The organism is Frankia canadensis, from assembly GCF_900197875.1.
Classification (GTDB): domain Bacteria; phylum Actinomycetota; class Actinomycetes; order Frankiales; family Frankiaceae; genus Frankia; species Frankia canadensis.
The window spans coordinates 1-22,115 of sequence record NZ_FZMO01000014.1; the positions used below are offsets into that span (position 1 = coordinate 1).

A 22,115-nucleotide genomic window follows, 5' to 3' on the forward strand; every position below is an offset into this window, starting at 1 on the left:
CGCCCCTACCGGATGCCCGCCGCCGGCGTCCTCGCCCCCGCCGCCTTCGCCGCCGCCAACCTGATCGTCTACTGGGCCGGCTGGCACACCGACAAGCGCCTGTTCCTCGCCATGGCCCTCGGCCTCGCCCTGTTCGCCGTCCACCAGGCGCACGTCCGGCGCACCGGCACCGCGACCCGCGACGACCTCGCCTGGCGGACCGCCCTGTGGATCATCCCGTGGCTCGGCGGCCTGGCTCTGATCTCCTGGCTCGGCCAGTTCGACGGCCGCCAGGTCATCCCGTTCTGGGCCGACCTCGCCACCGTGGTCACGTTCGCCCTCGTCATCTACGAACTCGCCGTCCGCAGCACCCTGTCCACCACCCACGTCCGCGAACTGGCCGCGATGGACAGTCCCCTTGATCTCGCGCCCGCCGGTCCGTCAGGCGGTTGAGGCGGTGGCGGGGGTGGGGGCTTCGAGGAGTTCGACGGCGTGGATGCGGGCGGCGCGGTCGGGGGCGCTGGGGGCGAGCATGAGCTCGTTGGCGCTGGTCTGCTCGGCGAGGTCGGCGAGGTAGGCGCGGGCCTGGTCGGGGGTGCCGACGGCGGTGTAGCGGGCCATGTCCCGCACCTGGGCGCCGCCGGGGGAGTCGAGGAACGCGTCGATCTCGGCGTCGGTGAACGACTCGCCGCGGGCGACCAGCGCCCGGGCCCGCTGGCGCAGGGCGGCGCGGGCCTGCTCGGCGGCCTCGTCGGCGGACTCGGCGACGATCAGGTTCGCCGCGACGATCACGTAGGGCTCCCGGTGCTCCGCGGACGGGCGGAACTCCGAGTGGTAGGCGCGCAGGGCCGCATGCAGCGCCGCGGGCGCGAAGTGCGAGGCGAACGCGTACGGAAGGCCGAGCGCGGCGGCGAGCTGGGCACCGAACAGGGACGAGCCGAGGATGTACAGCGGCACGTTCGTCCCGTCGCCCGGGGTGGCGCGCACGCCGGGGATGCGGGTCTGGCCGGTGAGATAGCCCTGCAGTTCGAGGACGTCGCGGGGAAACGCGTCGGCGGACTCGGGGCCGCGTCGCAGGGCGCGCATGGTGTTCTGATCGGAGCCGGGGGCGCGGCCGAGACCGAGGTCGATGCGGCCGGGATGAAGGCTCGCGAGAGTGCCGAACTGCTCGGCGATGAGCAGCGGGGAGTGGTTCGGCAGCATCACGCCGCCCGCGCCGAGGCGGATCGTCTCGGTGTGCGCGGCGACGTGGGCGATGATCACGCTGGTGGCGGCCGACGCGATCCGCTTCATGTTGTGGTGCTCGGCGTACCAGACGCGGTGGTAGCCGGCACGTTCGGCGGCCCGGGCGAGGGGGACCGCGCCACGCAGCGCGTCCCCCGGCCCCTCGCCGTCGGCGACCAGGGCGATATCGAGCAGCGAATAGATCATGGTGTTCGTCTCCGCGCGACGTGGGGATCGGCCTCCACTGACGAACGTAGCACTGCAAGCGGACGCACCATCCGCTTCGCTCCCCGTCTGCTCTGTCACCCCGCGGCGCAGCCGTTGGCGGCCTGGATGATCCGGGTCAGCTTCCCGTGCAGGTCCTGCAGGTCCTGCAGGTCGGCGACCTCGACGCCGAGGCGGTCGACCACTCGCACCGTCCTCTCGGCGGCGGCCCGCGACCGGATCGTCCTGACGCGGAGACCTTTCCGGGGTCGGGTCGTCGGAGGTGATCCGCTGGCCGTTCGGCGAGGGCCCGCGGCTGACTTCCCGTGGGTGGGGAGAGTGTGCAGGGGGCAGCGGCACTGTGTCGCCAACTCGGCGTGTCGTGTCCGGTTTGCCCAGGAGTTTGCGACACGGGCCTCCGCAAAGCTGCCACAACGCTGCCACGAGAAGCCGGCTCGCCGCGCGGGGACGGCGGGGTGGGCTAGGGACGGCGAGGGGCGCGCAGGAGGACGGTGACGGCGAGGGCGGCGAGGGCGGTGACGGCGGCGCCGCCGAGCAGGGCGATGCCGAGGCCGTCGACGAAGGCCGTCTGCGCGTGGGTGCGGATCGGTTCGCCGAGGTGGGCGGCGAGGCCGAAGGAGGAGCGGGCGCGGTCGGCGAGCGCCGGCGGCACGGCGTCCGGCAGCGTCAGGTGGGATCGGTAGGCCGAGCCGAGCAGGCTGCCGAGCACGGCGATGCCAAGGGCCCCACCGAGCTCGCGGGACAGGTCGTTGACGGCCGACCCGACACCTTGCATCCGCGCGGGCAGACTGTCTGTGATCGCGGTCGTGGCGGGGGTCATCGCGAGCCCCATGCCGAAGCCCAGCGGGAACAGCCCGAAGGCGACCACCAGGTACGAGCTGCCGTCGTCGAGTCGCGACAGCACCACCATCCCCGCCGTGACCAGCACCAGCCCGCTGACGCAGCAGATCCGAGACCCGACGGCGGCGACGAGGCGCGGAGCGAGCCGGGAGGACGGCATGATCCCCGCGGTCAGCGGCAGCATGCTGACCGCGGCGATGAGCGGGCTGTCACCCCGCACCAGCTGCAGGTACTGCATGATGACGAAGATCAGTCCGAAGAACGCGAAGAACTGCAGCGCGATCGACAGCGACCCCGCGGCGAACGCCGGACGGGTGAACAGCCGCGGATCCAGCAGCGGCGACGCCGTCCGCAGCTCCCAGGCGACGAACCCGACCAGCAGCACGACCCCGACACCGAGCCCGCCGAGCGTGACGGCTGACAGCCATCCGTTCTCCGGCGCCTCGATGATCGAGTAGACGAGCGCGCCGAGCCCCGCGACCGCGATGACGGCGCCGACCACGTCGATCGGCGGGCTGTTCGGGTCCGCCGTGTCGGGCACGAACCGCCAGGTCCCGGCGACGGAGACCGCCGCGAGCGCGACACCGAGGACGAACACCGCCCGCCAGGACCACTTCTCCAGCAGCAGACCCGAGGCGAGCACGCCGAGGATGGCGCTTGACCCGGCGACCGCCGTCCACACACCGACCGCCGCCGCCCGCCGTTCCCGCGGGAACGTCCCGGTGATCGTCGACAGCGTCGCCGGCATGACGAACGCCGCGCCGAGCCCGAGTACTGCCCGCAGGCCGATCAGCGTCGCCGCGCTGCCGGTGAACGGCGCCACCGCGGACGCCGCGCCGAAGACGACCAGCCCGGCGAGCAGTGCGCGGCGCCGCCCGAACCGGTCGCCGAGCGCCCCCGCCGGCAGCAGCAGCGCGGCGAAGACCAGGCTGTAGGCGTCGATGATCCAGGACAGCCGGGTCTGCGAGGCATGGGTGTCCGCCGCGATCGACGGCAGCGCGACGTTCAGCGACGACATCGCCGAGACCACCGTCGCCAGCGCCAGGCACGTCACCGCCAGCACTCGCCCGTGCCGCACCGTTGGCGGCGCGGCCGGCTGTCGAAGCGAGGACGGGGAGGGCTGTGAGGGCTGCGGGGGCTGTGCCTCGGGTGGCGTCTCGGTGGCGGAGGTGGGGGTCATGGCTGTCGTCCTTCCAGCGCGGTGAGTGGCTGGACGGACAGTGCGCCAGGCGGCTAGCGTTCTTCAACCGTGATGAATTCTTCGGCTGACGCGCCGTCGCCGTCGCCATCGCCGGGGCAGAGCTCGGAGGCACCATCGTCGGCGCGCGGTCCGGGGACGGAGCCGTCAAGGACAGAGCCGTCGGGGACGGGTCGGGGGCGGCGGCCGGGGAGGCCGGATGTGCGGGGGCAGATCCTCGCGGTCGCGCGGGAGCGGTTCCGCCGGGAGGGCTACGAATCGGTGACGATGCGTTCGCTGGCGGCGGAGGCGGGCGTCGACGCGGCGCTGATCAGCTACTACTTCGGCTCGAAGAGCGGCCTGTTCGCCGCCGTCCTGGAGTTCGCGATCAGTCCCGCAGACGAACTGGCCGTGCTGCTGCGCGGCGACCTCGAGACGCTGCCGGCGCGGGCCATCCGACGCCTGGCCGCCGCCTACGACGATCCGGAGATCGGCGCCCCGCTCATGCTGGGGATCCGCGCCGCGATCGCCGATCCCGAGCTCGGGACCCTGCTGCGGGCCGGCATTCACCACCAGCTCGTCGAGCGCCTCACCGATCGTCTGGGCGGCGCCGATGCCCGGTATCGCGCGGGCCTTTTCACCTCGCAGATGGTCGGCCTCATCGTCTCTCGCTATCTGCTGTCCGCCGAGCCGCTCGCCTCGATGCCCGTTGATGAAATAGTCCGCCTGCTCGCCCCGTCCCTGCGCACCACCCTGCTCGGCCCGCTGCCCGCCGGGGCGAGGCCGGGCGGCGGTGGCGGTCAGGCGTCCTCGAGGGCGTGGGAGCCGTAGGTGACGGGCCCGGCGGGCTCGTAGGTGGCGAGGATGATGCCGCCGCTGGTGATGGTCGAGGCGGTGAGCTTCAGCGCGGCGGACGGCAGGCCGTCGGCGAACAGCTTCACGCCCGAGCCCAGATGCAGCGGGTAGATCATCAGGCGGTACTCGTCGATGAGGTCGTGCTCGATGAGCGTGTGGGCGAGCCGGGCGGAGCCGTGGACCTGCAGCTCTCGCCCCGGCTGCCTCTTCAGCTCGGCGACGGCGGCGGCGACGTCACCCTCGAGCAGGGTCGAGCCCGACCAGCCGACGCTGGGCAGCGTGGTCGACGCGACGTACTTGGGCAGCCGGTTCAGCGGTCCGGCGATCGGGTTGTCGGGGTCGGTGATCTTCGGCCAGTACTCGGCGAAGATCTCGTAGGTCGTCCGTCCGAGCAGGAACGCGTCCGCGTTCCCGAACCAGCCGACGATCGCCGCCCCGACCTCCTCGTCCCCGTAGGGGAACTCCCATCCGCCGTGCGCGAACCCGTCTCGGGCGTCCTCCTCCGGTCCGCCCGGCGCCTGCATGACGCCGTCCAGGGTGACGAAAGCCTGCAGAGCGAGCCGCATGATGATCTCCTCGGGTTTCGCGGTGAACGTTCCTACCACTGGGACACCGTGCCCAACCCGATCTCATCGCCGCCTGCCCGACGAGTCCACGGACGACCGCCCGAGGCGATCGCAACGGATACCGGATTGCGACGGGATTCGGTGAAGCCCGCCGCAGCCCGGTCACTACATCGGTGCGCAAGGTGAGACGATGACGGCTCCGGGGGGTTATGGCCCGGTTGCGGGCGGATCCGGTCTCGCTCTGACGGGTCGTCTGGGATGTGGGAGCTGCGGGAGTGGTCGGGGGTGACCGGTGCCGGACGGTCTGTCCTTCGGCTATTTGGTCCCGACCATGCTGTGACTCTTGATAGCGTCCACGCCGTTGCTAGAACCCAAATCAAAGGGGGGAAGGCGGAATCTGCGGTCCCGCTGTTCGAACGTGTTCTCGAAGGGCGTGAACGCAGCCTTGGCGCTGACCATCCGATGTCTGATGCCGCGTCGCTTTACCACGCTGTATTCAATGAGGCCATGCATGACTATGGCCCCTACCATCCGGAAACGGTACGTACTCGCCGTGCTCTTGCGGACGCATCACACGGAGGCAAGGATAGAGGCGCCGCCGACGAATGGCAGGAACCTCACCTTGAGAGGCGCCCATCGTCTGAAGCGGGCCGTCGTGCACGCCCGTAGAAGGACTAATGTGCCAGGCCCGAGCCTTGCTTGTCATCTAGTCTCGGTCGGATCATCCGGTTCGGCATCCTGGTCCGCTTCGTCGGACGCACGATCAAGCTTGCTCGTCTTTTCGAACAGGCGCGACCTGGCATCATCGCGAGGGACCCACTCGTCTGCACGCTCGCGTTCCCGGGCATCTTGCGTATTGGCCTCCGCGTTGGCCTCGTCCCGAAGCTCGCGCCACATCTGGTCGAGCTCGCGTCGATCCGACTCCCGCTCGTGCTCTGCCGCGAGCTCCCGAGTCAGGTCCCGGTCGTCGCGAGCAGCCCACATGCTGCTGAAGTGGCCGTCCCAGTCAACGGGGCGTAGATAGTGGCGGTCGCCGCGGGGCGCCTCCGGCGGTCCCGCGGGAACAGGCGGCGCGGGTTCGGCTGGGTCTCGCTCTGTGTGGTGTCGCTGCGAGGCTGGCACAGCCGGCGCGGAGTCCGTGTCGGGATCGGGCTCGGGGGTGGTGGAGCTGTCTGGCATCGCGAGTCCTCCCTAGTACTACAGTCCCAGTGGCTGCCGTGTGGTCCTGATTCGCGCCTGCGGCGCGGCGGGTGGTGTGGGGCGGCCGCCGCGTGATTCTCCATGGTTTGTGAATACACATGAGGATGCGGCGGCGGCCGCGACGGGTAGCGTATCCGAGATCGACGTCGTGGTGTGGGAGGCGGGGCTGGAGGAGTTGTTCGCTCGCCTGTCCGACTGTTTCCGGTCTGATCAGCCACGGGCGCAGGCGCGGGCGTATGTGGCAGGGTTGTTGTCTCGGACGGAACGGAAGAACGGGTGGACGCTCGCGGAGTTCAGCCGGGACGCCGGACCGCAGAAGATGCAGCGGCTGTTGAACGAGTACGCCTGGGACGAGGACGCTGTCGGCGACGTGGTCCGGTCGTACGTCGTGGAGAATCTCCTCGAGCCGGACGGGGTCCTCGTTCTCGACGAGACCGGCTTCCTCAAGAAAGGGAAGAAGTCCGCTGGCGTGCAGCGCCAGTACAGCGGCACGGCGGGCCGCGTGGAAAACTGTCAGATCGGCGTGTTCGCCGCCTACGTGTCCGGGAAAGGGAAAGCTCTGGTCGACCGGGAACTGTACCTTCCCGAGAGCTGGACCGAAGACCGGGCCCGATGCGCGGACGCGGGTATCCCGGCCAGCGTGGGATTCGCGACCAAGCCACTGCTCGCCCTGGACATGATCCGCCGATTCTGGCTGGCACACCGGCAGATCGGCTGGGTCGCCGGCGACGAGGTGTACGGCGCCGACCCCGAACTACGTGACTGGCTGGAAGAACACCGCATCGGCTTTGTACTCGGTGTCAGGTCGGACACGCACGTCACCACCGCCGTCGGTCGACGCCGCGTCGATACCCTCGCCGCTCTGGTTCCCGACTCCGCCTGGGAGACATATTCCTGTGCCGACGGTTCGAAAGGACCTCGGCTCTACGACTGGGCCCTCGTCGAAACCACCGACCACGCAGGCCCGGACAACCTCCCTCACCAGATCCTCATCCGCCGATCACGATCCGGCAAGAAGGAACTCGCGTTCTTCCTCACCCACAGCCCAAAGCCGGTTCCCCTCGCCGCCCTGGTCACCGTCGCGGGACGCCGCTGGGGCATAGAAGACTGCTTCGAGTCCGCCAAGAACGAGGTCGGCCTCGACCACTACCAGGTCCGCCAGTACCACGCCTGGTACCGGCACATCACCCTCGCGATACTCGCACACACCTGGCTCGCCGTCACCGCCCTGAGGAACCACGAAGAACACCCCCCGAGCATCCCACGAGAGAAAACAGCCGTGGGATACCAGCGCCTTCCAGACGGCCTCCCCATCACCCGCCAGCCGGAACCGGACCGACACATGATGATCCCGCTCACCCTCAACGAAATCCGCCACCTCATCGCCCTGTTCCGGCAGACCACCATCCCACACAACGTGATCACCTGGTGGTCGGAATGGCGCCGCCGGCACCAAGCACTCGGCCGCTACTACCACTACCAAACCCGAATCCGCGCCGCCCAGCGCCACGCCACAGCAGCAACAGCCACACGAGGATCACTGCAACTGTAGTACTAGGCTGACACCAGATGTAATGATCCCACTGCTCCCGGTTGGCCCTACACCGGTGTACGGGGTCCTTCGGCCGAGTATCAGCCACACGCGAAGGCAGCCGGAGATCACCTCTGGTGCCGCCGCGGTCAGATCTGCCGGGAAAGTCCGTCCAAGAACGCCTGGAACTCCTCCTCGGAGTGGAAGCGGAGGAGCGTGCCTTCGGCGATGCTCCTTTCGCCTTCGGCGATAGCGAGTTCGATCTCCGGCGTTAGTTCGATCACCTCGGCGTGAGCGAGGAGCGGCGGCAGGTCGTCAGGATCATCAGTCCGCACGACCCGTCACCCTAGCCGAGGTCGATTATGATCTAGGCGGCGCAGGCGTCGGCGTTGCGGACGATCTGGCCGCGCCAAAGGCCAGGACGCTCGGCTTGACCCGGCGGCAGGTCGCCGACCTGATGGCTGTCTCGCCGGGCCGGGTCAGCCAGATCAGTATCTGACGCCTCCGGAGATTGGTACTCGAGGCATCCGGAGATTGGTACTGGATGGGTCGGGAGGTTGGTAGTGTTGGCCGGGTGGACCGGCCGTATGTGCCTCGCCTGGTGGATGATCTGATCCGGGAGCTGCTGGCCGAGCTGCCGGCGCTGCTGGTGGTCGGGCCGCGGGCGACGGGCAAGACGACGACGGCGGCCCGGCACGCCCGCACCATCGTCCGGCTTGACCAGCCTGGTCAGGCGCTCGCCTTCGCGGCCGATCCGGATGCGGCGTTGCGGGATCTGCCGGAGCCGATCCTGCTCGACGAGTGGCAGATGGTGCCGACCGTGCTCGGGGCGGTCAAGCGCGCGGTGGACACCGATCCCCGCCCAGGCCGCTTCATTGTGACCGGATCGGTTCGCGCCGATCTCGAGGCGGACAACTGGCCTGGGACCGGGAGGCTCGTGCGGATCGCGATGACGGGGCTCGCCGTTCGCGAGATCGTGCACCGGGCCGAGGCACCGACGTTCCTGGACCGCCTGGCGGCCGGCGAGGTGGAGTCGCTTGCGCTTCCCCCGGATGTGCCCGACCTGCGGGACTATGTGGAGATGGCGTTGCGCGGTGGGTTCCCCGAGTCCGCGCTTCACCTCTCGGCGCGAGCACGGGCTCGCTGGCTCGACGGCTATCTGGACCAGCTGCTCACCCGGGACGTGGAGATACTGGGGGAGCATCGCGATCCAGCTCGGCTGCGGCGCTACTTCGAGGTGCTGGCGCTGAACTCGGCCGGTCTGGTCCAGGCCCGGACGCTGCACGAAGGCGCCGGCATCAACGCGAGGACAGCCGACGCCTACGATCGGCTGCTCCAGAACCTGCTCGTTGCCGAATCCGTGCCGGCGTGGTCAACTAACCGGCTCAAGCGCCTCGTCCGCGGGGCCAAGCGGTACATCGTCGACCCGGGGCTGATCGGTGCCGCCCTGCGTCTGGACGTGAACGCCGTGCTGCGCGACGGCGACCTGCTCGGCCGGATTCTCGACACGTTCGTCGCCGCCCAACTGCGCGCGGAACTCCCTGTCGGCTCGGCACGACCGCGGCTTTATCACCTCCGTGGGGAGAAGGGCCAGCACGAGGTCGATCTGCTCGCCGAGCTGGGAGCGGAACGCGTGATCGGCATCGAAGTGAAGGCGCACGCCGCACCCGACGCCAGCGCCGCTCGCCACCTGGTCTGGCTGCGCGACGAACTCGGCGACCGTTTCGTGGCCGGGGTTGTCCTGCACACCGGCCCCCGCCGCTACCGCCTCGCCCCCGACATCCACGCCGTCCCGATCTGCGCTCTGTGGGGCTGAATCAGTCTGGCGGGCTGCGCCGGCCGATCATCCGGCGCCTGTCTGATGCCCGCCGGGATGAAAGCCCAGTACACTAGTTCGAATGGGGAAGATCGCGATTCGTAGGATTGGTCCAGACGAGCGCGTCAAGTTGAGTCTGCCGATACAGTCGTATGCTTTCCGTGCCAGCCCCGCGAGTCGGGATGAGCTGGTGGGGCTGACGGCGACACAACGGTTCTACGAGTGTCATACGACGCTCCTCGCCGAGGAGGACGGCGTTCCGGTTGCTGACGCCTCCGTCGTGCCGATGCGGCAGAATGTGCGGGGGACGATGTATCCCATGGCCGGTGTGGCCGGCGTGGCGACTCTTCCTGTCGCTCGCCGGAAGGGAATAGCGCGTAGTCTGGTCTTGGCGCTACTCGATCAGATGCGCGAGGGCGGGAGTGTGGTGAGTGCGCTGTACCCGTTCAGGCCGTCGTTTTACGAGAAGTTCGGCTTTGTGGGGCTTCCTGCCATGCGGACTGCATCGTTCGCGCCCTCTGATCTCGCCGGCCTGATCCGGGCGGAGCTGGGTGGCGACGTCGTGTGTGAACGCGCTGGGGTCGGCTACGACACCTATCGCGTGTTCACGCTGAAGCTGGCGGAGCAGCGGCATGGGTTCGCCGTCCTCCCGGATACTCGGGCGGTGGAAATGCGTGACACCGACGACTGTTGGGTGGCCACTGCCCGACTGCATGGCGAGGTGATCGGCGCGGCGACCTACCGCATCACTGGTCTTGGCGGTGATCTGACAGTAAGTGATTTTCTCACCACGGGCCCGCTTTCACGGGCTCTCCTTCTGCAGTTCTTCGCTCGGCACGTCGACCAGGTGGCGAAGATCGTGGTGCCGGTGTCGTTGGACGAGGCCCCGGAGCTCTGGGTGACCGACCTCGCCGTGCAGATCGAGGGGCGGACATCGTTTCCCGAGCCGGCAGCCCCGATGGCCCGGGTGCTCGCGCTGGAGGGACTCGCCGGAATGGCCTGCGGTCCTGGTCGCGTCGTCATCGACGTCGTGGACGATCCCTTCATCGCGGGCCGCTATCTGCTCGATGGTCGCTCTGGTCAACTCGTCGTGAACCGCCAGCCGCACAGTGAGCCGGATTCGACGCTGACCGTCCCAGGACTGTCGGGCCTGGTCTACGGCGTCCTCGATCCGGAGGAGGTGGTGGTGCGCCGCTTTGGAACGATGGCTGCACACGCGGTTTCCCAACTACGGACGCTGTTTCCGCGAGTAACGCCGTTCGTGTTCGCGCACTTCTGACCCATGGGCTTCGGTCGGGACCTGAGTCAGACGATGTGGCGGGGCACCAGCGGGATCTCCTGACGCTGGCATAGCTCGATGTGCTGACGGGCCGCGATGAGGTTTGGATGATCATCACGGTGGATCTGCCGGCGTGCTGTCAGCTCCTCCTGGTATGCCTCCACCGCGGCCGGCCAGCAACCCCGGTTCGCCAGTATCCAGCCGATTTCATGCAGGCAGGCGAGGGTGTCGGGATGGAGCGCCCCCAGAAGGTGGAGGCGAGCCTCGAGAAGGTAGCGGTACTCCGTTTCTGCCTCCTCCCAGCGGCCCGTCAGGCCGCTGATCCAGGCGAGCTCATGTCGGGTGCCGAGCGTACGCGGATGATCATTTCCGAGTATCTGTCGGCGTGCGGCGAGCACGGTGCGGAACATGCCCTCGGCCTCCGTGATCCTGTCCTGATTGCCAATTGTCCAGGCCAGCTCGTGCCGAGTTATGAGAGTGAAGGGGTGCTCGTCGCCCAACAGCGCGGCGCGAGCGGCGAGCACCTCTCGGTACTGTTCCTCTGCCTTATTCCATTCGCCCTGAACCGCGGCTATCCATGCAATTTCGTTCCGGGTGTAGATGGTTCTGAGATCGTCGTCGCCATAGAGTCCTCGCCGCTTCTCGAGGTTGCGGCGATACATGTGCTCGGCCTCGGCCGGGATGCGCTGTGCAATCTGCCAGGTCATCTCATGGCTGATCTCCATCAGTTCTTTTTCGTCGCAGTAGGCGTCGAGAAGACGTAGCGCGATGCGAGCGAGCGCCTCCCCGGCTTCGGGCAGGCCGCTCATGCCGTGCGCCCCCACCGTCATGGCAATCGCGTGCGCAAGGCGACCTGCGTGCTCGAAACCAGCGAACGGCGCGGACGACTGGCATAATGCCTGCAGATGCGGTGAGATCAGATGGAATCGCGGCCAGTTCACAGGAAGATCGACATCAAGCTTCTCCACAGCTCCGGCGGCGATCTCGATCGCCGCACGGCAGAGCGACGCCCATCCCTGCGCCTCGCGGCTGCTGTCGGCGATGACCGCCTGAACGAGACGATGAACCTGGATCGTATCCTCGTCACGCCGCAACAGGGAATAGCGTCGCGCGGCACCAATAACCTCATCCAGGTCCAGACGTCTGTCCGGAGAGCGGTGGGTGCTGGTGTGCGCATCCGAACGCGGTCTGGGGAGCGGTTCTTGGCGGCCGGGGAGGATGTCCGTGGGAATAGGTTCGGGTGACATCAGTGCGCACAGCCGCAGGAGTCGCACGGATTCGGGGCTGTCGGCCTGCAGTTGCTCGAGAGATACCGACCAGGCGGTCGCGACTGTGCGCGCGTAGAGGGGGTCGTCGCCACTGCGCAGCATAATGTCTCGCTGCGCACGGAACTTCACCAGATAGTTGTCGGCGGCCGTTCCGTTGGTCGACATATAGCTGGCGGCCTGCGCGAGACCGAGCGGCAGGTCTGCCAGTTCCGCGGCGAGGTTCTCCAGCGTGTGCTGATCCGACCCCGGGACGCGGCGTGCCAGCAGCGACGTCGACTCGGCGCGAGTGAAGATCTCCACGGAGACCGTGCTGGCGAGCGCCTCCCAGTTCGGGTTCCGCGACGTGATCAGCACATGGCCGGGGCCGCACGGTATCCATGGGCTCAGTTTCGCAGGACTCTCGGCGTTGTCGAGAATGACCAGCCACCTGTCCCGGCGGCCCAACTCGGCGAGGACCGCGGCCGCCGTGTCGGCGGCCCGGCCAGTTTTTGGAAGGCCCACCACGTCCGCCAGCGCGGCGATCTTCTCCGCGATCAACCCAGTCTGCTCAGCGTCAACCCACAGTACTAGAGAGTAGTCGTCGAGGTTTCGGTAGGCGTATTCGATGGCCAGCTGAGACTTTCCGACGCCACCCATACCGTGCATGGCAGTCACTGCTACCAGATTGTTGGCCATCAGGCTGGTATGGAGTCTGGCCAGTAATTCATCCCGGCCGGTGAAGTGCCGATTGCGACCGGGCAGGCCTCGTCTGGCTGTGAACCTGCCTGGGAAAGAAGGCTCTACGCCGCGTAGCCGAGCCGGCATCTGGCCGGGAAAGTGCGGCTCGGCACGTGGCTTCGCGTTCGTGCCCTCAATGGCGGCCAGCAGGCGTTCGATCGCGTCGTCCCGGCACGCGTCGAAGAGGTCGAGCGGGACGAACCGGGCCAAGATCCCGGGGAGGGGATGGTCGTCTACTCGGACGAGAAGCAGTGTGCCGTTCTCCCCCGCCGGGTCTTTTGCCAGTACCGTCTGCCACACGGCTTCGGCGAGAGCGTCGAGGAGGGAGGAGGCGGAGACAACGACAATCGTCCGAGACGCATTCTGGACCCCCTGGTGGAGTGCTCTGATCCAGTTGGAACCAGGCGGGTTCGGCCACGTCCCTGGCCCGACCTGGAAGCCGGCCTCCTCCAGTTGCCAGGAGATCCAGTCGGCCCATGCCGCGTCAGATCGCACAGCGAACAAGAAGAGATCTAGGCTGCAGTGGTTGTTGCCGGCGTGCTCGACGCCTGTTTCCCCCGACTCTGCCATAGGTTCAGAATGGCAGTAGAAGTCTACTTTGTCGCCAAATTCCAAAAAGTTTGCGGTGGGGTGGCATTCCGGCGAGGGCGTTGGGTGAGGGCCAGCGCAATCGCGTTGCGGGCACGGCCGAACGCCGCGCTGATCGCGCGAAGCTACGGGCGTTTGCCGGCGTCGGCGGCCAGGCTCGTTCGGTCGAGTTGGCGGAGGTAGTACATGAACTGGGGGTCGTCCGCGATGAGTCGGCGGCGCAACGCGTCGTAGTACAGCACCCTGCCGATGTCCGCGTCCGAGGCCATGGCCTCGCCGACACCGTCCGTGAGAACCCTGGCGGCCCTCTTCGCGACGCTGGAACCACCGTGCGTGAACCGGTCGAGGGTGAGGACGCCGTCGGGGGTCGCGGCCAGGCTCACGAGCAGTTCGATGCACGCCGTCTCATCGGAGCCGTCGAGGCCGGCGAACGCCTCCACCGCCCGCTGGTACTTGAGGTGCAGCTCCTTGGTGACCCGCCTGCGCGCCTGCGCGATGCCGGTGCGGACCGTCCGATGGGTGGGCGCGGTCTCCTCGATGAGGGCTATTCCGAGCAGATGCCAGCAGAGGACCTGGGCGGTGATGAGACTGCCGTGGGCGGCCCGGACGATCGCGTCCCGGTCCTCGAAGCTGATGTTCAGCGCCTGCTCGCCCTTGCGGATCAGTTCCTCGACCTGGTCGTTGGTGGCCCATTCGGGGGAGAAGACGCGAATGCGGTTCGCGATGTCGAAGCTCACCTCGACCAGGGACTGGGCCGTGTTCGGCACTCCCACGATCACCAGCTTGCGCTCGCGGTCGTCCGTGTCCGCCAGGTGCTTCAGGTAGTCGACGGCGCGGCGCTTCTGGTCCAGGGACAGCCGGTGGAAGTCGTCGATCGCGACGATGCCCGAATGCTCGTCGCCGTCGATGATCCGGTCGATCTTCGCCCGGTCCTTCTCGGTGCGGGCGCTGAGGATCCGCGGCTCCTTCAGCCGGCGGGAGTCCTGCTCGATGGCATGCCGCAGGAACGTCGTCTTGCCGATGCCGGACGGGCCCTCCAGGACCACGCTCAGTCCGGGCTGGCGCAGCGACATCCCGAACGTCACGAACTCCGCCGGCTGCACGAACGTGACCTCGGGAATCCCGGTCGGCTTGAAGACCTCGCCGACCTCCCAGATCCGGATCCGCCGCACGGCTGCCGCCGCCTGCAGGTCCAGGTCCTCCAGCGAGGGACGCGGCGGGGCCGTGGTCCGCTGGGCCGGATGCGGCGGAGCCGTGCGTGCGATCAGGTATGGCGAAGTGGCCCCTTCCCTCCGCGACGGCGGCGAGCCCGCGACCATCTCCTCCGAGAGGACAACCTCCCCTTCCACCGGGAAGACCGGCGGGGCCGACGGTTTCGCGCGGCCGCCGATCGCCGCGCGGACGCCCTCCAGCAGGACGCGGCGGGCCTCGGCATCGTCCCTGCCGAACAAGTCGACCGCGACGACCGCACCGAGCAGGCCCGGCCGGTCGCAATCCTCCACCCGGACCGGGAGCAGCCGGCGGGTCAGGCCGGTCGGATCGGAGCGGAACGCGGCGTTCCATTCCGCCTGGCTGTACACCGACCGCAGATACGCCTCCGACACCACCGCGATGGTCCTGGTAGAACGCTCCAGACCCTCCGCCATCGACGCCGTCCAGTTCGAGCCGGGAACAAAGTCCCAGGCCTGGATCAGCACGTGGAAGCCGTCCGCCTCAAGCTCCCAGGCGATCCACTCGGCCCACTGCTGATCCGCCGCTGTATACGAGATGAAGAAATCCCACTGCTCGTCCGAGCGCCCCCCGCTGGCCATTGCCCAAGTATGACCGATCCGCTCGGGTGCCTTCTCACCGGATGTCGCCGGGTTGACGACAGGAAGGTTGACGCGAAGAAAATCGGTGGATGGTGTTCGGGGTCGCGGCCAGGATGGGCGGCATGTTGCTTCCTTCACGTCTTGCCGAGCGGATCACCTATGCCGACGGGGCGCTGTGCGCCGTGCTGGACGAGGCGCTCGTCTGCCATGTGGGTGTCGTCGTCGACGGGGAGCCGCACGTGCTGCCGACGATGCACTGCCGGGTCGAGGATCGGCTCTATCTGCACGCGTCGACGGCGTCCCGGATGGGACTCGCGGCGCGGTCGGCGCCTATGCGGGTGTGTGTGACGGTGTCGATTCTCGACGGGCTCGTGCTCGCGCGATCCGCGTTCCACCATTCGCTGAACTACCGGTCCGTGGTCATCCACGCCGACGCCGCGCTGGTGCGGGACGACGAGGAGAAGGCGCGGGTGCTGGCCGCGTTCGTGGAACGGGCCGGCGCCGGGCGATCCGACCAGTGCCGGGGGCCGAACGCGCGGGAGCTCGCGGCGACAGCGGTGCTCGCCGTGCCTCTGACCGGCGACGGCGTCGACACTGCCGTCAAGGCGCGCACCGGGCCGCCGGTCGACGACGAGGCCGATCTCGCGCTACCGCACTGGGCGGGCGTCGTCCCCGTCCAGCTCGTCGCCGCCGCGCCGCGGCCGGACGGCGACGGCCCGGTGCCGTCCGGCCTCGCGCCCACCTTGGCCCACCTCGATCGGCCGGCCCCACGGGACGCCTCGTGAGGTGACGCGGGGGAAAGGGCCGTCCTGTCAACTTCAACGGGACGAATCGGGCGTGCGGCCATGCGTACGTGACACGCAGTTCGCTTCCCGCAAGCACGCCCGCCGAAATGCCGCTTCGGTGGGTCAGAGCGGGTTCGTCCGGGCGGGGCTGGGGGCGGCGTCGGGCTCGGTGTCGGGGCCGGCGTCGTCAAGGGTGGCCAGGGAAGTCGGGGCCGGAGTGGTCGCGGGGAGGCTGACGACCATGGTGAGGCCGCCGCCGGGAGTGTCCTCGGGGGTGAGGGTGCCGTGCATGGCCTCGGTGAGGCCGCGGGACAGGGCGAGGCCGAGGCCGACGCCGGTGGTGTTGTCGCGGTCGCCGAGGCGTTGGAAGGGCTGGAAGACCTGGTCGCGGGCGGCGACCGGAATGCCGGGGCCGTGGTCGACGACGCGCAGTTCGACGCGGCCGGCGAGGCTGGACGCGGTGACGGCGGGCGGGTGGCCGGCGGGGGAGTGGCGTAGGGCGTTGCTGACCACGTTGACCAGCACGCGTTGCAGCAGCGCCGGGTCGGCGTCGACGGTGGGCAGATCGTCGGGCAGGCGGATGGTGATGGCGCGGGCCGGCGGGCCGAGTTCGTCCAGCGCGTGCGGGACGACGTCGTCGAGGCCGATCGGGCGGGGGAAGACGCTCAACGCCCCGGCCTGCAGGCGGGACATGTCGAGCAGGTTCTCGACCAGGCCGGTCAGGCGGTCCAGCGACTCGTCGGCGGTGGCGAGCAGTTCGGCCTGCTCGTCGGCGTCGAGCAGGGCGGCGCCGCCGCGCAGGCCGGTGACGGCGGCCTTGGCGGCGGCCAGCGGGGTGCGCAGGTCGTGGCTGACGGCGGTGAGCAGAGCGGTGCGGACCCGGTCGGCCTCGGCGATCGGCGCGGCCTCGGCGGCCGCTTCCGCGAGGCGGCGGCGTTCGAGGGCGACGGCGGCCTGGACGGCGAACGCGGCGAGGATCCGCCGGTCGGCGGCGGGCAGCGGACGGCCGCGCAGCACCAGCGCCAGCTCGTCACCGACCGGCACGTCCACCGATCCCTGCTCGGGCCGCACGCACGGATCGGACCCGACGGCCATGACCACCCGCCACTCGTCACCGTCGCTGCTGCTCGCGCGTTCGAGCAGGGTGGCCGAAGTCATGGCGAAGGTCTCGCGGGCGCGGTCGAGCAGGGCGGGCAGGGCGTCCTCGCCGCGCAGGACGCTGCCGGCGAGCATGGACAGGGTGGCGGCCTCGGCGGAGGCGCGCACGGCCTGGCCGTAGCGGCGTGCGGAGGTGTCGACGACCCGGCTGACCATGGCGGCGACCAGGACGAATCCGGCCAGCGCCAGCACGTCGTTGCCGTCGGCGATCGTCAGGCGGTGCAGCGGCGGGGCGAAGTAGTAGTTCAGCAGCAGGCCGCTGCCCAGCGCGCACAGCAGGGCCGGCCAGAAGCCGCCGACGATCGACACCAGCACCACGATGATCAGATAGCCGAGGATCTCGGATGCCAGGTTGACGGTGCCGCGGCCGTTCACGAGCAGGGCGGTCAACGCGGGGACGAGCGCGAGGGTCAGCAGGGTGGCGGCGGCGCGGCGGCGCGGCGCGAGGCCGCTGTGCACCCGGGGAAGCCGCCAGCCGGAGCCGACCTCGGCGTGGGTGACCATGTGCACGTCGATCGGACCGGAGGCGTTCGTCGTCGTCACGCCGATGCCGGGGGACAGGATGCGGGCGAGGCGGCCGCGGCGGCTCGCGCCGAGGACGAGCTGGGTGGCATTGGCGGAGCGGGCGAAGTCGAGCAGGGCGGACGGCACGTCGTCGCCGACGACCTGGTGGAACGTGCCGCCGAGGCTCTCGGCGAGGGCGCGCTGGCCGGCGAGGGCGGCGGGGTCCGCGCCGGTGAGGCCGTCGGAGCGGGCGACGTGCACGGCGAGCAGGTCCGCGCCCTTGGTCCGGGACGCGATGCGGGCGGCGCGGCGGATCAGGGTGTCGCCCTCGGGGCCGCCGGTGAGCGCGACGACGACCCGTTCGCGGGTCTCCCAGACGCCGCCGATGCCGTGTTCGGCACGGTAGCGGTCGAGCTGGTCGTCGACCTTGCCGGCGAGCCAGAGCAGGGCCAGCTCGCGCAGCGCGGTCAGGTTGCCGGGGCGGAAGTAGTTCGCCAGCGCCGCGTCGACCTTGTCGGGGGCGTAGATGTTGCCGTGGGCCATCCGACGCCGCAGCGCCTCGGGGGCCATGTCGACCAGCTCCACCTGGTCGGCCTGGCGGACGACGGCGTCGGGGACGGTCTCCCGCTGCGGGACCTCGGTGATCGTCTCGACGACGTCGTTGAGGGATTCCAGGTGCTGGACGTTGACGGTGGAGATGACGCTGATGCCGGCGGCGAGCAGCTCCTGGACGTCCTGCCAGCGCCTGGCGTTGCGGCTGCCGGGGACGTTCGTGTGCGCGAGCTCGTCGACGACGGCGACGGCGGGACGCCGGGCCAGCACCGCGTCGAGGTCCATCTCGGTGAACGACGCGCCACGATGCTCGAGGAAGCGGCGGGGGATCACCTCCAGACCCTCGAGCATCTCGGCGGTGTGCGCGCGGCCGTGCGTCTCGACGAGGCCGACGACGACGTCGGTCCCCCGGTCGCGGCGCCGGCGCGCCTCGTCGAGGGCGGCGTAGGTCTTCCCGACTCCGGGCGCCGCCCCCAGATAGATCCGCAGTGTTCCCCGTACTCGTGACACGGCCTCCATGCTGCCCTGGTCCGGCCTGTGTGGGAACCATCGGAACGTCCGGACAGGCCGCTTTTTCTTGATCGATGTTAGTGATCCGTGAGAATCGGCGACGCTGCCGTGAGAAGCGTGTGATCGATCGTCCGTTTCGGATTTCTTCGGGCTTTACTGAGGCCCTTGCCGGGTGAAGGAGGAGGCGCATGCAAGACGTGGTGTACGTCCTGCTGACGCTGGGTTGTTTCGCGCTGTTGGCGCTTGTCCTGCGAGGAGTCGAAAGGCTGTGAACGCGGAGAACATCGCCGGCCTGGTACTGGCGGTCGGGCTCGGGATCTACGTCCTGGTCGCCCTGCTGTTCCCGGAGCGGTTCTGATGTCGAGTTCCGTAGCCGGGGTACTGGCCGTCGCGCTGCTCGTCGCGGCGCTGTGGATCACGTATCGCCCGTTCGGCGACTACATGTACCGGGTGTTCACCTCGAAGCGGCACCTCCGGGTTGAGCGGGCCGTCTACCGGCTGACCGGGGTGAACCCCGAGGCCGGGCAGCGCTGGCCGGTGTACGCCCGAGGCGTGCTGGCGTTCTCGCTGGTCAGCGTGCTGCTGCTGTACCTGCTGCAACGCGTGCAGGCCTACCTGCCACTCGATCTCGGCTTCCACGGGGTCGCCCCGCCGCTGGCCTGGAACACCGCGGTCAGCTTCACGACGAACACGAACTGGCAGGCGTACTCCGGCGAGTCGACCCTGGGCCATCTGGTCCAGATGGCCGGCCTCGCCGTGCAGAACTTCGCCTCCGCCGCCGTCGGCATCGCGGTGGCGATCGCGCTGGTCCGCGGCCTGGCCCGACGCCGGGCGGCGACGACCCAGGCCGCCACGGCGGGCGGGCGTGGCGACTTTCCGCTCGGTGGCGGTAGCGGCACCGGCGACGAGCTGGGGAACTTCTGGGTGGACCTCACCCGGGCGGTGATCCGGATCCTGCTGCCGATCAGTGTGCTGGCCGCGATCGTGCTCGTCGCTGGCGGCGCCATCCAGAACCTGCACGGCGTCCGGATCGTCGACACGCTCGCGGGTGGCCATCAGGCGATCACCGGTGGACCGGTCGCCAGCCAGGAGGCCATCAAGGAACTCGGCACCAACGGCGGCGGCTTCTACAACGTCAACTCGGCGCATCCGTTCGAGAACCCGACGTCGTGGACCAACCTCGTCGAGATCTACCTGCTGCTGGTCATCGCCTTCTCGCTGCCGCGAACCTTCGGCCGCCTGGTCGGCGACCGCCGCCAGGGCCTCGCGATCGTCTCGGTGATGGCGGCGCTGGCGATCGCCAGCTTCGCGGTCGGCGCGACGTTCCAGGCCCTCCACCACGGGACGGTGCCCACCGCGGTCGGCGCGGCCACCGAGGGCACCGAGACCCGCTTCGGCGTGCCGAACTCGTCGTTGTTCGCCAGCGCGACGACGCTCACCTCCACCGGTGCGGTGAACTCGTTCCACGACTCGTACACGAGCCTCGGCGGGGCGACCCTGCTGTTCAACATGATGCTCGGCGAGGTCGCCCCCGGCGGCACCGGATCCGGCCTCTACGGGATGCTCGTCCTCGCCGTCGTCACGGTCTTCGTGGCGGGGCTCATGATCGGCCGGACGCCCGAATACCTCGGTAAACGGATCGGGTCCCGGGAGATCAGGTTCGCCGCCCTCTACTTTCTGACCACGCCGACGCTGGTGCTGCTCGGCACGGGCATCGCGATGGGCCTCCCCGGAGAACGAGCCGGCATGCTCAACTCCGGCGCGCACGGGCTGTCGGAGGTGCTGTACGCGTTCACCTCGGCCGCCAACAACAACGGGTCGGCGTTCGCCGGCATCACCGTCAACACCACCTGGTACAACACGGCGCTCGGCCTCACGATGCTGTTCGGCCGGCTGCTGCCGCTGCTGTTCGTGCTCGGGATGGCCGGATCGTTCGCCCGTCAGCAGCCCGTGCCGGCGACCGTCGGCACGCTGCCGACCCACCGGCCGCAGTTCGCCGGAATGCTCGCCGCCGTGGCCCTGATCATCGTCGCGCTGACGTTCTTCCCGGCCCTCGCGCTCGGCCCGCTCGCAGAAGGAATCCACGCATGAGCACCACGACCCTCGACACCGGCGCCGGCGGACGCCCGCCGAGCTCGGGGCACGGCGGTCCCTCGAGCCCCGGCGCAGGCGGCGCACGACCCGTCGGCGGCGGCCTGCTCGATCCGTCCCAGCTGGTGCGCAGCCTGCCGGGCGCGCTGCGCAAGCTCGACCCACGCACGATGTGGCACAACCCGGTCATGTTCATCGTCGAGGTCGGCGCCGTGTTCACCACGGTGCTCGCGATCGGCGACCCGTCGGTGTTCGGCTGGCTGATCACCGGCTGGCTGTGGCTGACGGTCATCTTCGCGAACCTCGCCGAGGCGGTGGCGGAGGGTCGAGGCAAGGCGCAGGCCGAGGCACTGCGCCGCACCCGCACCGACACCGTCGCCCGCCGTCTCACCGGCTGGTCGCCCGGCGCCGCGCTCGACGACCTCCGCACCGCCGGGGACGGCCAACCGGTCGCCCATGACGGCTCCGGTGCGGCGGCGGACAGAACCGCGGTCACCGTCGAGGAGGTGCCGGCGCCGCGGCTGCGCCGGGACGACGTCGTCGTGGTCGCCGCCGGGGAACTCATTCCCGGCGACGGCGACGTCGTCGAGGGCATCGCCAGCGTCGACGAGTCGGCGATCACCGGCGAGTCGGCGCCGGTGATCCGTGAGTCCGGCGGCGACCGGTCGTCGGTCACCGGCGGGACGAAGGTGCTCTCCGACCGGATCGTCGTGCGGATCACCCAGCAGCCCGGCGAGAGCTTCATCGACCGGATGATCCGGCTGGTCGAGGGCGCCGACCGCCGTCGCACCCCCAACGAGATCGCGCTGAACATCCTGCTCGCCGCGCTCACCGTCATCTTCCTGCTCGCCGTCGCCACCCTGCAGCCGCTGGCGATCTACACGAAGTCGCTGCAGCCCGCGCTGCCCGACTCGGCCGCGCTCACCGGCCACGGCATCACCGGCATCGTGCTGGTGTCGCTGGTCGTCTGCCTGATCCCGACGACGATCGGGGCGCTGCTGTCCGCGATCGGCATCGCCGGGATGGACCGGCTGGTGCAGCGCAACGTGCTGGCGATGAGCGGGCGCGCCGTCGAGGCCGCCGGCGACGTCGGCACCCTGCTGCTGGACAAGACCGGCACCATCACCTTCGGCAACCGGCAGGCACGGGCATTCCTGCCGGTGCCCGGCGTCGGGGAGGCGATGCTCGCCGACGCGGCCCAGCTGTCCTCGCTCGCCGACGAGACGCCGGAGGGACGCTCGGTCGTCGTGTTCGCCAAGGAACGCCACGGGCTGCGGGAACGGTCGCCCGGCGAGCTGCGGTCGGCGACGTTCGTCCCGTTCACCGCGCAGACCCGGATGTCCGGGGTTGACCTCGCCGATCCCGACACGGGTGTCGGGCGGCAGGTCCGCAAGGGCGCGGCGAGCGCGGTCATTGCCTGGGTGCGGGCCGCCGGCGGC

General features: G+C 69.6%; 17 protein-coding genes and 1 pseudogene. 10 read left to right on the plus strand and 8 right to left on the minus strand.

Going from position 1 to position 22,115, the window contains the following annotated elements; genetic code table 11:
- Window positions 1–432: pseudogene (locus C1A33_RS34510) on the plus strand (APC family permease); the annotation flags it as partial.
- Here C1A33_RS34510 and C1A33_RS02365 read toward each other — a convergent pair.
- Window positions 421–1,410 carry an LLM class flavin-dependent oxidoreductase gene (locus C1A33_RS02365; protein ID WP_101829883.1) on the minus strand — a complete coding sequence of 330 codons (990 nt, stop codon included), beginning with the start codon at window positions 1,408–1,410 and terminating at the stop codon, window positions 421–423. The pseudogene C1A33_RS34510 and the gene C1A33_RS02365 overlap by 12 nt on opposite strands.
- A 478-nt stretch (window positions 1,411–1,888) precedes the next feature.
- The gene (locus tag C1A33_RS02370; RefSeq protein ID WP_101829884.1) at window positions 1,889–3,448 is read right to left on the minus strand and encodes an MFS transporter; all 1,560 of its coding nucleotides are present in this window, start codon (window positions 3,446–3,448) and stop codon (window positions 1,889–1,891) included.
- A gap of 219 nt (window positions 3,449–3,667) precedes the next feature.
- Between C1A33_RS02370 and C1A33_RS02375 the strand changes: the two genes are divergently transcribed.
- Entirely contained in the window at window positions 3,668–4,276 is a 609-nt protein-coding gene (locus tag C1A33_RS02375; protein ID WP_243407092.1) for a TetR/AcrR family transcriptional regulator, read from the plus strand.
- Here the strand turns inward: C1A33_RS02375 and C1A33_RS02380 are convergent.
- On the minus strand, window positions 4,246–4,866 hold the full coding sequence (locus C1A33_RS02380; RefSeq protein ID WP_101829894.1) for a dihydrofolate reductase family protein: 621 nt from the start codon (window positions 4,864–4,866) through the stop codon (window positions 4,246–4,248). The genes C1A33_RS02375 and C1A33_RS02380 overlap by 31 nt on opposite strands.
- A 258-nt stretch (window positions 4,867–5,124) precedes the next feature.
- Between C1A33_RS02380 and C1A33_RS37665 the strand changes: the two genes are divergently transcribed.
- Window positions 5,125–5,535: a tetratricopeptide repeat protein gene (locus C1A33_RS37665; RefSeq protein ID WP_341477170.1), complete on the plus strand. Its 411-nt coding sequence runs from the start codon at window positions 5,125–5,127 to the stop codon at window positions 5,533–5,535.
- A 33-nt stretch (window positions 5,536–5,568) separates the two neighbouring features.
- Here C1A33_RS37665 and C1A33_RS33995 read toward each other — a convergent pair whose 3' ends face one another.
- Entirely contained in the window at window positions 5,569–6,045 is a 477-nt protein-coding gene (locus tag C1A33_RS33995) for a hypothetical protein (protein ID WP_133150542.1), read from the minus strand.
- 160 nt (window positions 6,046–6,205) lie between these two features.
- Here C1A33_RS33995 and C1A33_RS02390 point away from each other — a divergent pair, with 160 nt between their 5' ends.
- Window positions 6,206–7,618, plus strand: a complete 1,413-nt coding sequence (locus tag C1A33_RS02390; RefSeq protein WP_101829895.1) for an IS701 family transposase — start codon at window positions 6,206–6,208, stop codon at window positions 7,616–7,618.
- Window positions 7,619–7,746: 128 nt separating this feature from the next.
- Here the strand turns inward: C1A33_RS02390 and C1A33_RS02395 are convergent, their stop codons facing one another.
- On the minus strand, window positions 7,747–7,932 hold the full coding sequence (locus tag C1A33_RS02395) for a hypothetical protein (RefSeq protein WP_101829887.1): 186 nt from the start codon (window positions 7,930–7,932) through the stop codon (window positions 7,747–7,749).
- Between the two features lie 266 nt (window positions 7,933–8,198).
- On the opposite strand from C1A33_RS02395, the gene C1A33_RS02400 reads away from it, so the two are divergent.
- Window positions 8,199–9,413, plus strand: coding sequence for an ATP-binding protein (locus C1A33_RS02400; RefSeq protein ID WP_243407093.1), 1,215 nt, complete (start codon window positions 8,199–8,201; stop codon window positions 9,411–9,413).
- 82 nt (window positions 9,414–9,495) lie between these two features.
- Window positions 9,496–10,692 carry a GNAT family N-acetyltransferase gene (locus tag C1A33_RS02405; protein WP_207770116.1) on the plus strand — a complete coding sequence of 399 codons (1,197 nt, stop codon included), beginning with the start codon at window positions 9,496–9,498 and terminating at the stop codon, window positions 10,690–10,692.
- Window positions 10,693–10,718: 26 nt separating this feature from the next.
- On the opposite strand, the gene fxsT is transcribed toward C1A33_RS02405, so the two are convergent.
- Window positions 10,719–13,247 (minus strand): FxSxx-COOH system tetratricopeptide repeat protein, encoded by a 2,529-nt coding sequence (fxsT, locus tag C1A33_RS02410; RefSeq protein WP_101829889.1) that lies wholly within the window; start codon window positions 13,245–13,247, stop codon window positions 10,719–10,721.
- 143 nt (window positions 13,248–13,390) lie between these two features.
- Window positions 13,391–15,214, minus strand: coding sequence for a TIR domain-containing protein (locus tag C1A33_RS02415; RefSeq protein ID WP_341477171.1), 1,824 nt, complete (start codon window positions 15,212–15,214; stop codon window positions 13,391–13,393).
- On the opposite strand from C1A33_RS02415, the gene C1A33_RS02420 reads away from it, so the two are divergent.
- Window positions 15,199–15,861: a pyridoxamine 5'-phosphate oxidase family protein gene (locus tag C1A33_RS02420; RefSeq protein WP_101829897.1), complete on the plus strand. Its 663-nt coding sequence runs from the start codon at window positions 15,199–15,201 to the stop codon at window positions 15,859–15,861. The two genes, C1A33_RS02415 and C1A33_RS02420, sit on opposite strands and share 16 nt — an antisense overlap.
- 123 nt (window positions 15,862–15,984) lie before the next feature.
- Here C1A33_RS02420 and C1A33_RS02425 read toward each other — a convergent pair whose 3' ends face one another.
- Complete coding sequence (locus C1A33_RS02425) at window positions 15,985–18,594, minus strand: DUF4118 domain-containing protein (protein ID WP_101829891.1); 2,610 nt, start codon at window positions 18,592–18,594, stop codon at window positions 15,985–15,987.
- 259 nt (window positions 18,595–18,853) lie between these two features.
- Between C1A33_RS02425 and kdpF the strand changes: the two genes are divergently transcribed.
- The 3 genes from kdpF to C1A33_RS02440 form a co-directional block, all read left to right on the plus strand.
- Window positions 18,854–18,943 (plus strand): K(+)-transporting ATPase subunit F, encoded by a 90-nt coding sequence (gene kdpF, locus C1A33_RS02430; protein WP_101829892.1) that lies wholly within the window; start codon window positions 18,854–18,856, stop codon window positions 18,941–18,943.
- On the plus strand, window positions 18,943–20,676 hold the full coding sequence (gene kdpA, locus C1A33_RS02435; RefSeq protein ID WP_101829893.1) for a potassium-transporting ATPase subunit KdpA: 1,734 nt from the start codon (window positions 18,943–18,945) through the stop codon (window positions 20,674–20,676). Before kdpF ends, kdpA begins: the two co-directional genes overlap by 1 nt.
- Window positions 20,673–22,115 (plus strand): HAD-IC family P-type ATPase (locus C1A33_RS02440; protein ID WP_165818192.1); only part of this gene is annotated, 1,443 nt, incomplete at its 3' end. The genes kdpA and C1A33_RS02440, both read left to right, overlap by 4 nt.

Coding starts and splice junctions, on each gene's coding strand:
- C1A33_RS02365 (WP_101829883.1), bottom strand. CDS start 1,410: ATGATCTATTCGCTGCTCGATATCGCCCTGGTCGCCGACGGCGAGGGG.
- C1A33_RS02370 (WP_101829884.1), bottom strand. CDS start 3,448: ATGACCCCCACCTCCGCCACCGAGACGCCACCCGAGGCACAGCCCCCG.
- C1A33_RS02380 (WP_101829894.1), bottom strand. CDS start 4,866: ATGCGGCTCGCTCTGCAGGCTTTCGTCACCCTGGACGGCGTCATGCAG.
- C1A33_RS37665 (WP_341477170.1), top strand. CDS start 5,125: ATGTGGGAGCTGCGGGAGTGGTCGGGGGTGACCGGTGCCGGACGGTCT.
- C1A33_RS33995 (WP_133150542.1), bottom strand. CDS start 6,045: ATGCCAGACAGCTCCACCACCCCCGAGCCCGATCCCGACACGGACTCC.
- C1A33_RS02405 (WP_207770116.1), top strand. CDS start 9,496: ATGGGGAAGATCGCGATTCGTAGGATTGGTCCAGACGAGCGCGTCAAG.
- fxsT (WP_101829889.1), bottom strand. CDS start 13,247: ATGGCAGAGTCGGGGGAAACAGGCGTCGAGCACGCCGGCAACAACCAC.
- C1A33_RS02420 (WP_101829897.1), top strand. CDS start 15,199: ATGTTGCTTCCTTCACGTCTTGCCGAGCGGATCACCTATGCCGACGGG.
- C1A33_RS02425 (WP_101829891.1), bottom strand. CDS start 18,594: ATGGAGGCCGTGTCACGAGTACGGGGAACACTGCGGATCTATCTGGGG.
- kdpA (WP_101829893.1), top strand. CDS start 18,943: ATGTCGAGTTCCGTAGCCGGGGTACTGGCCGTCGCGCTGCTCGTCGCG.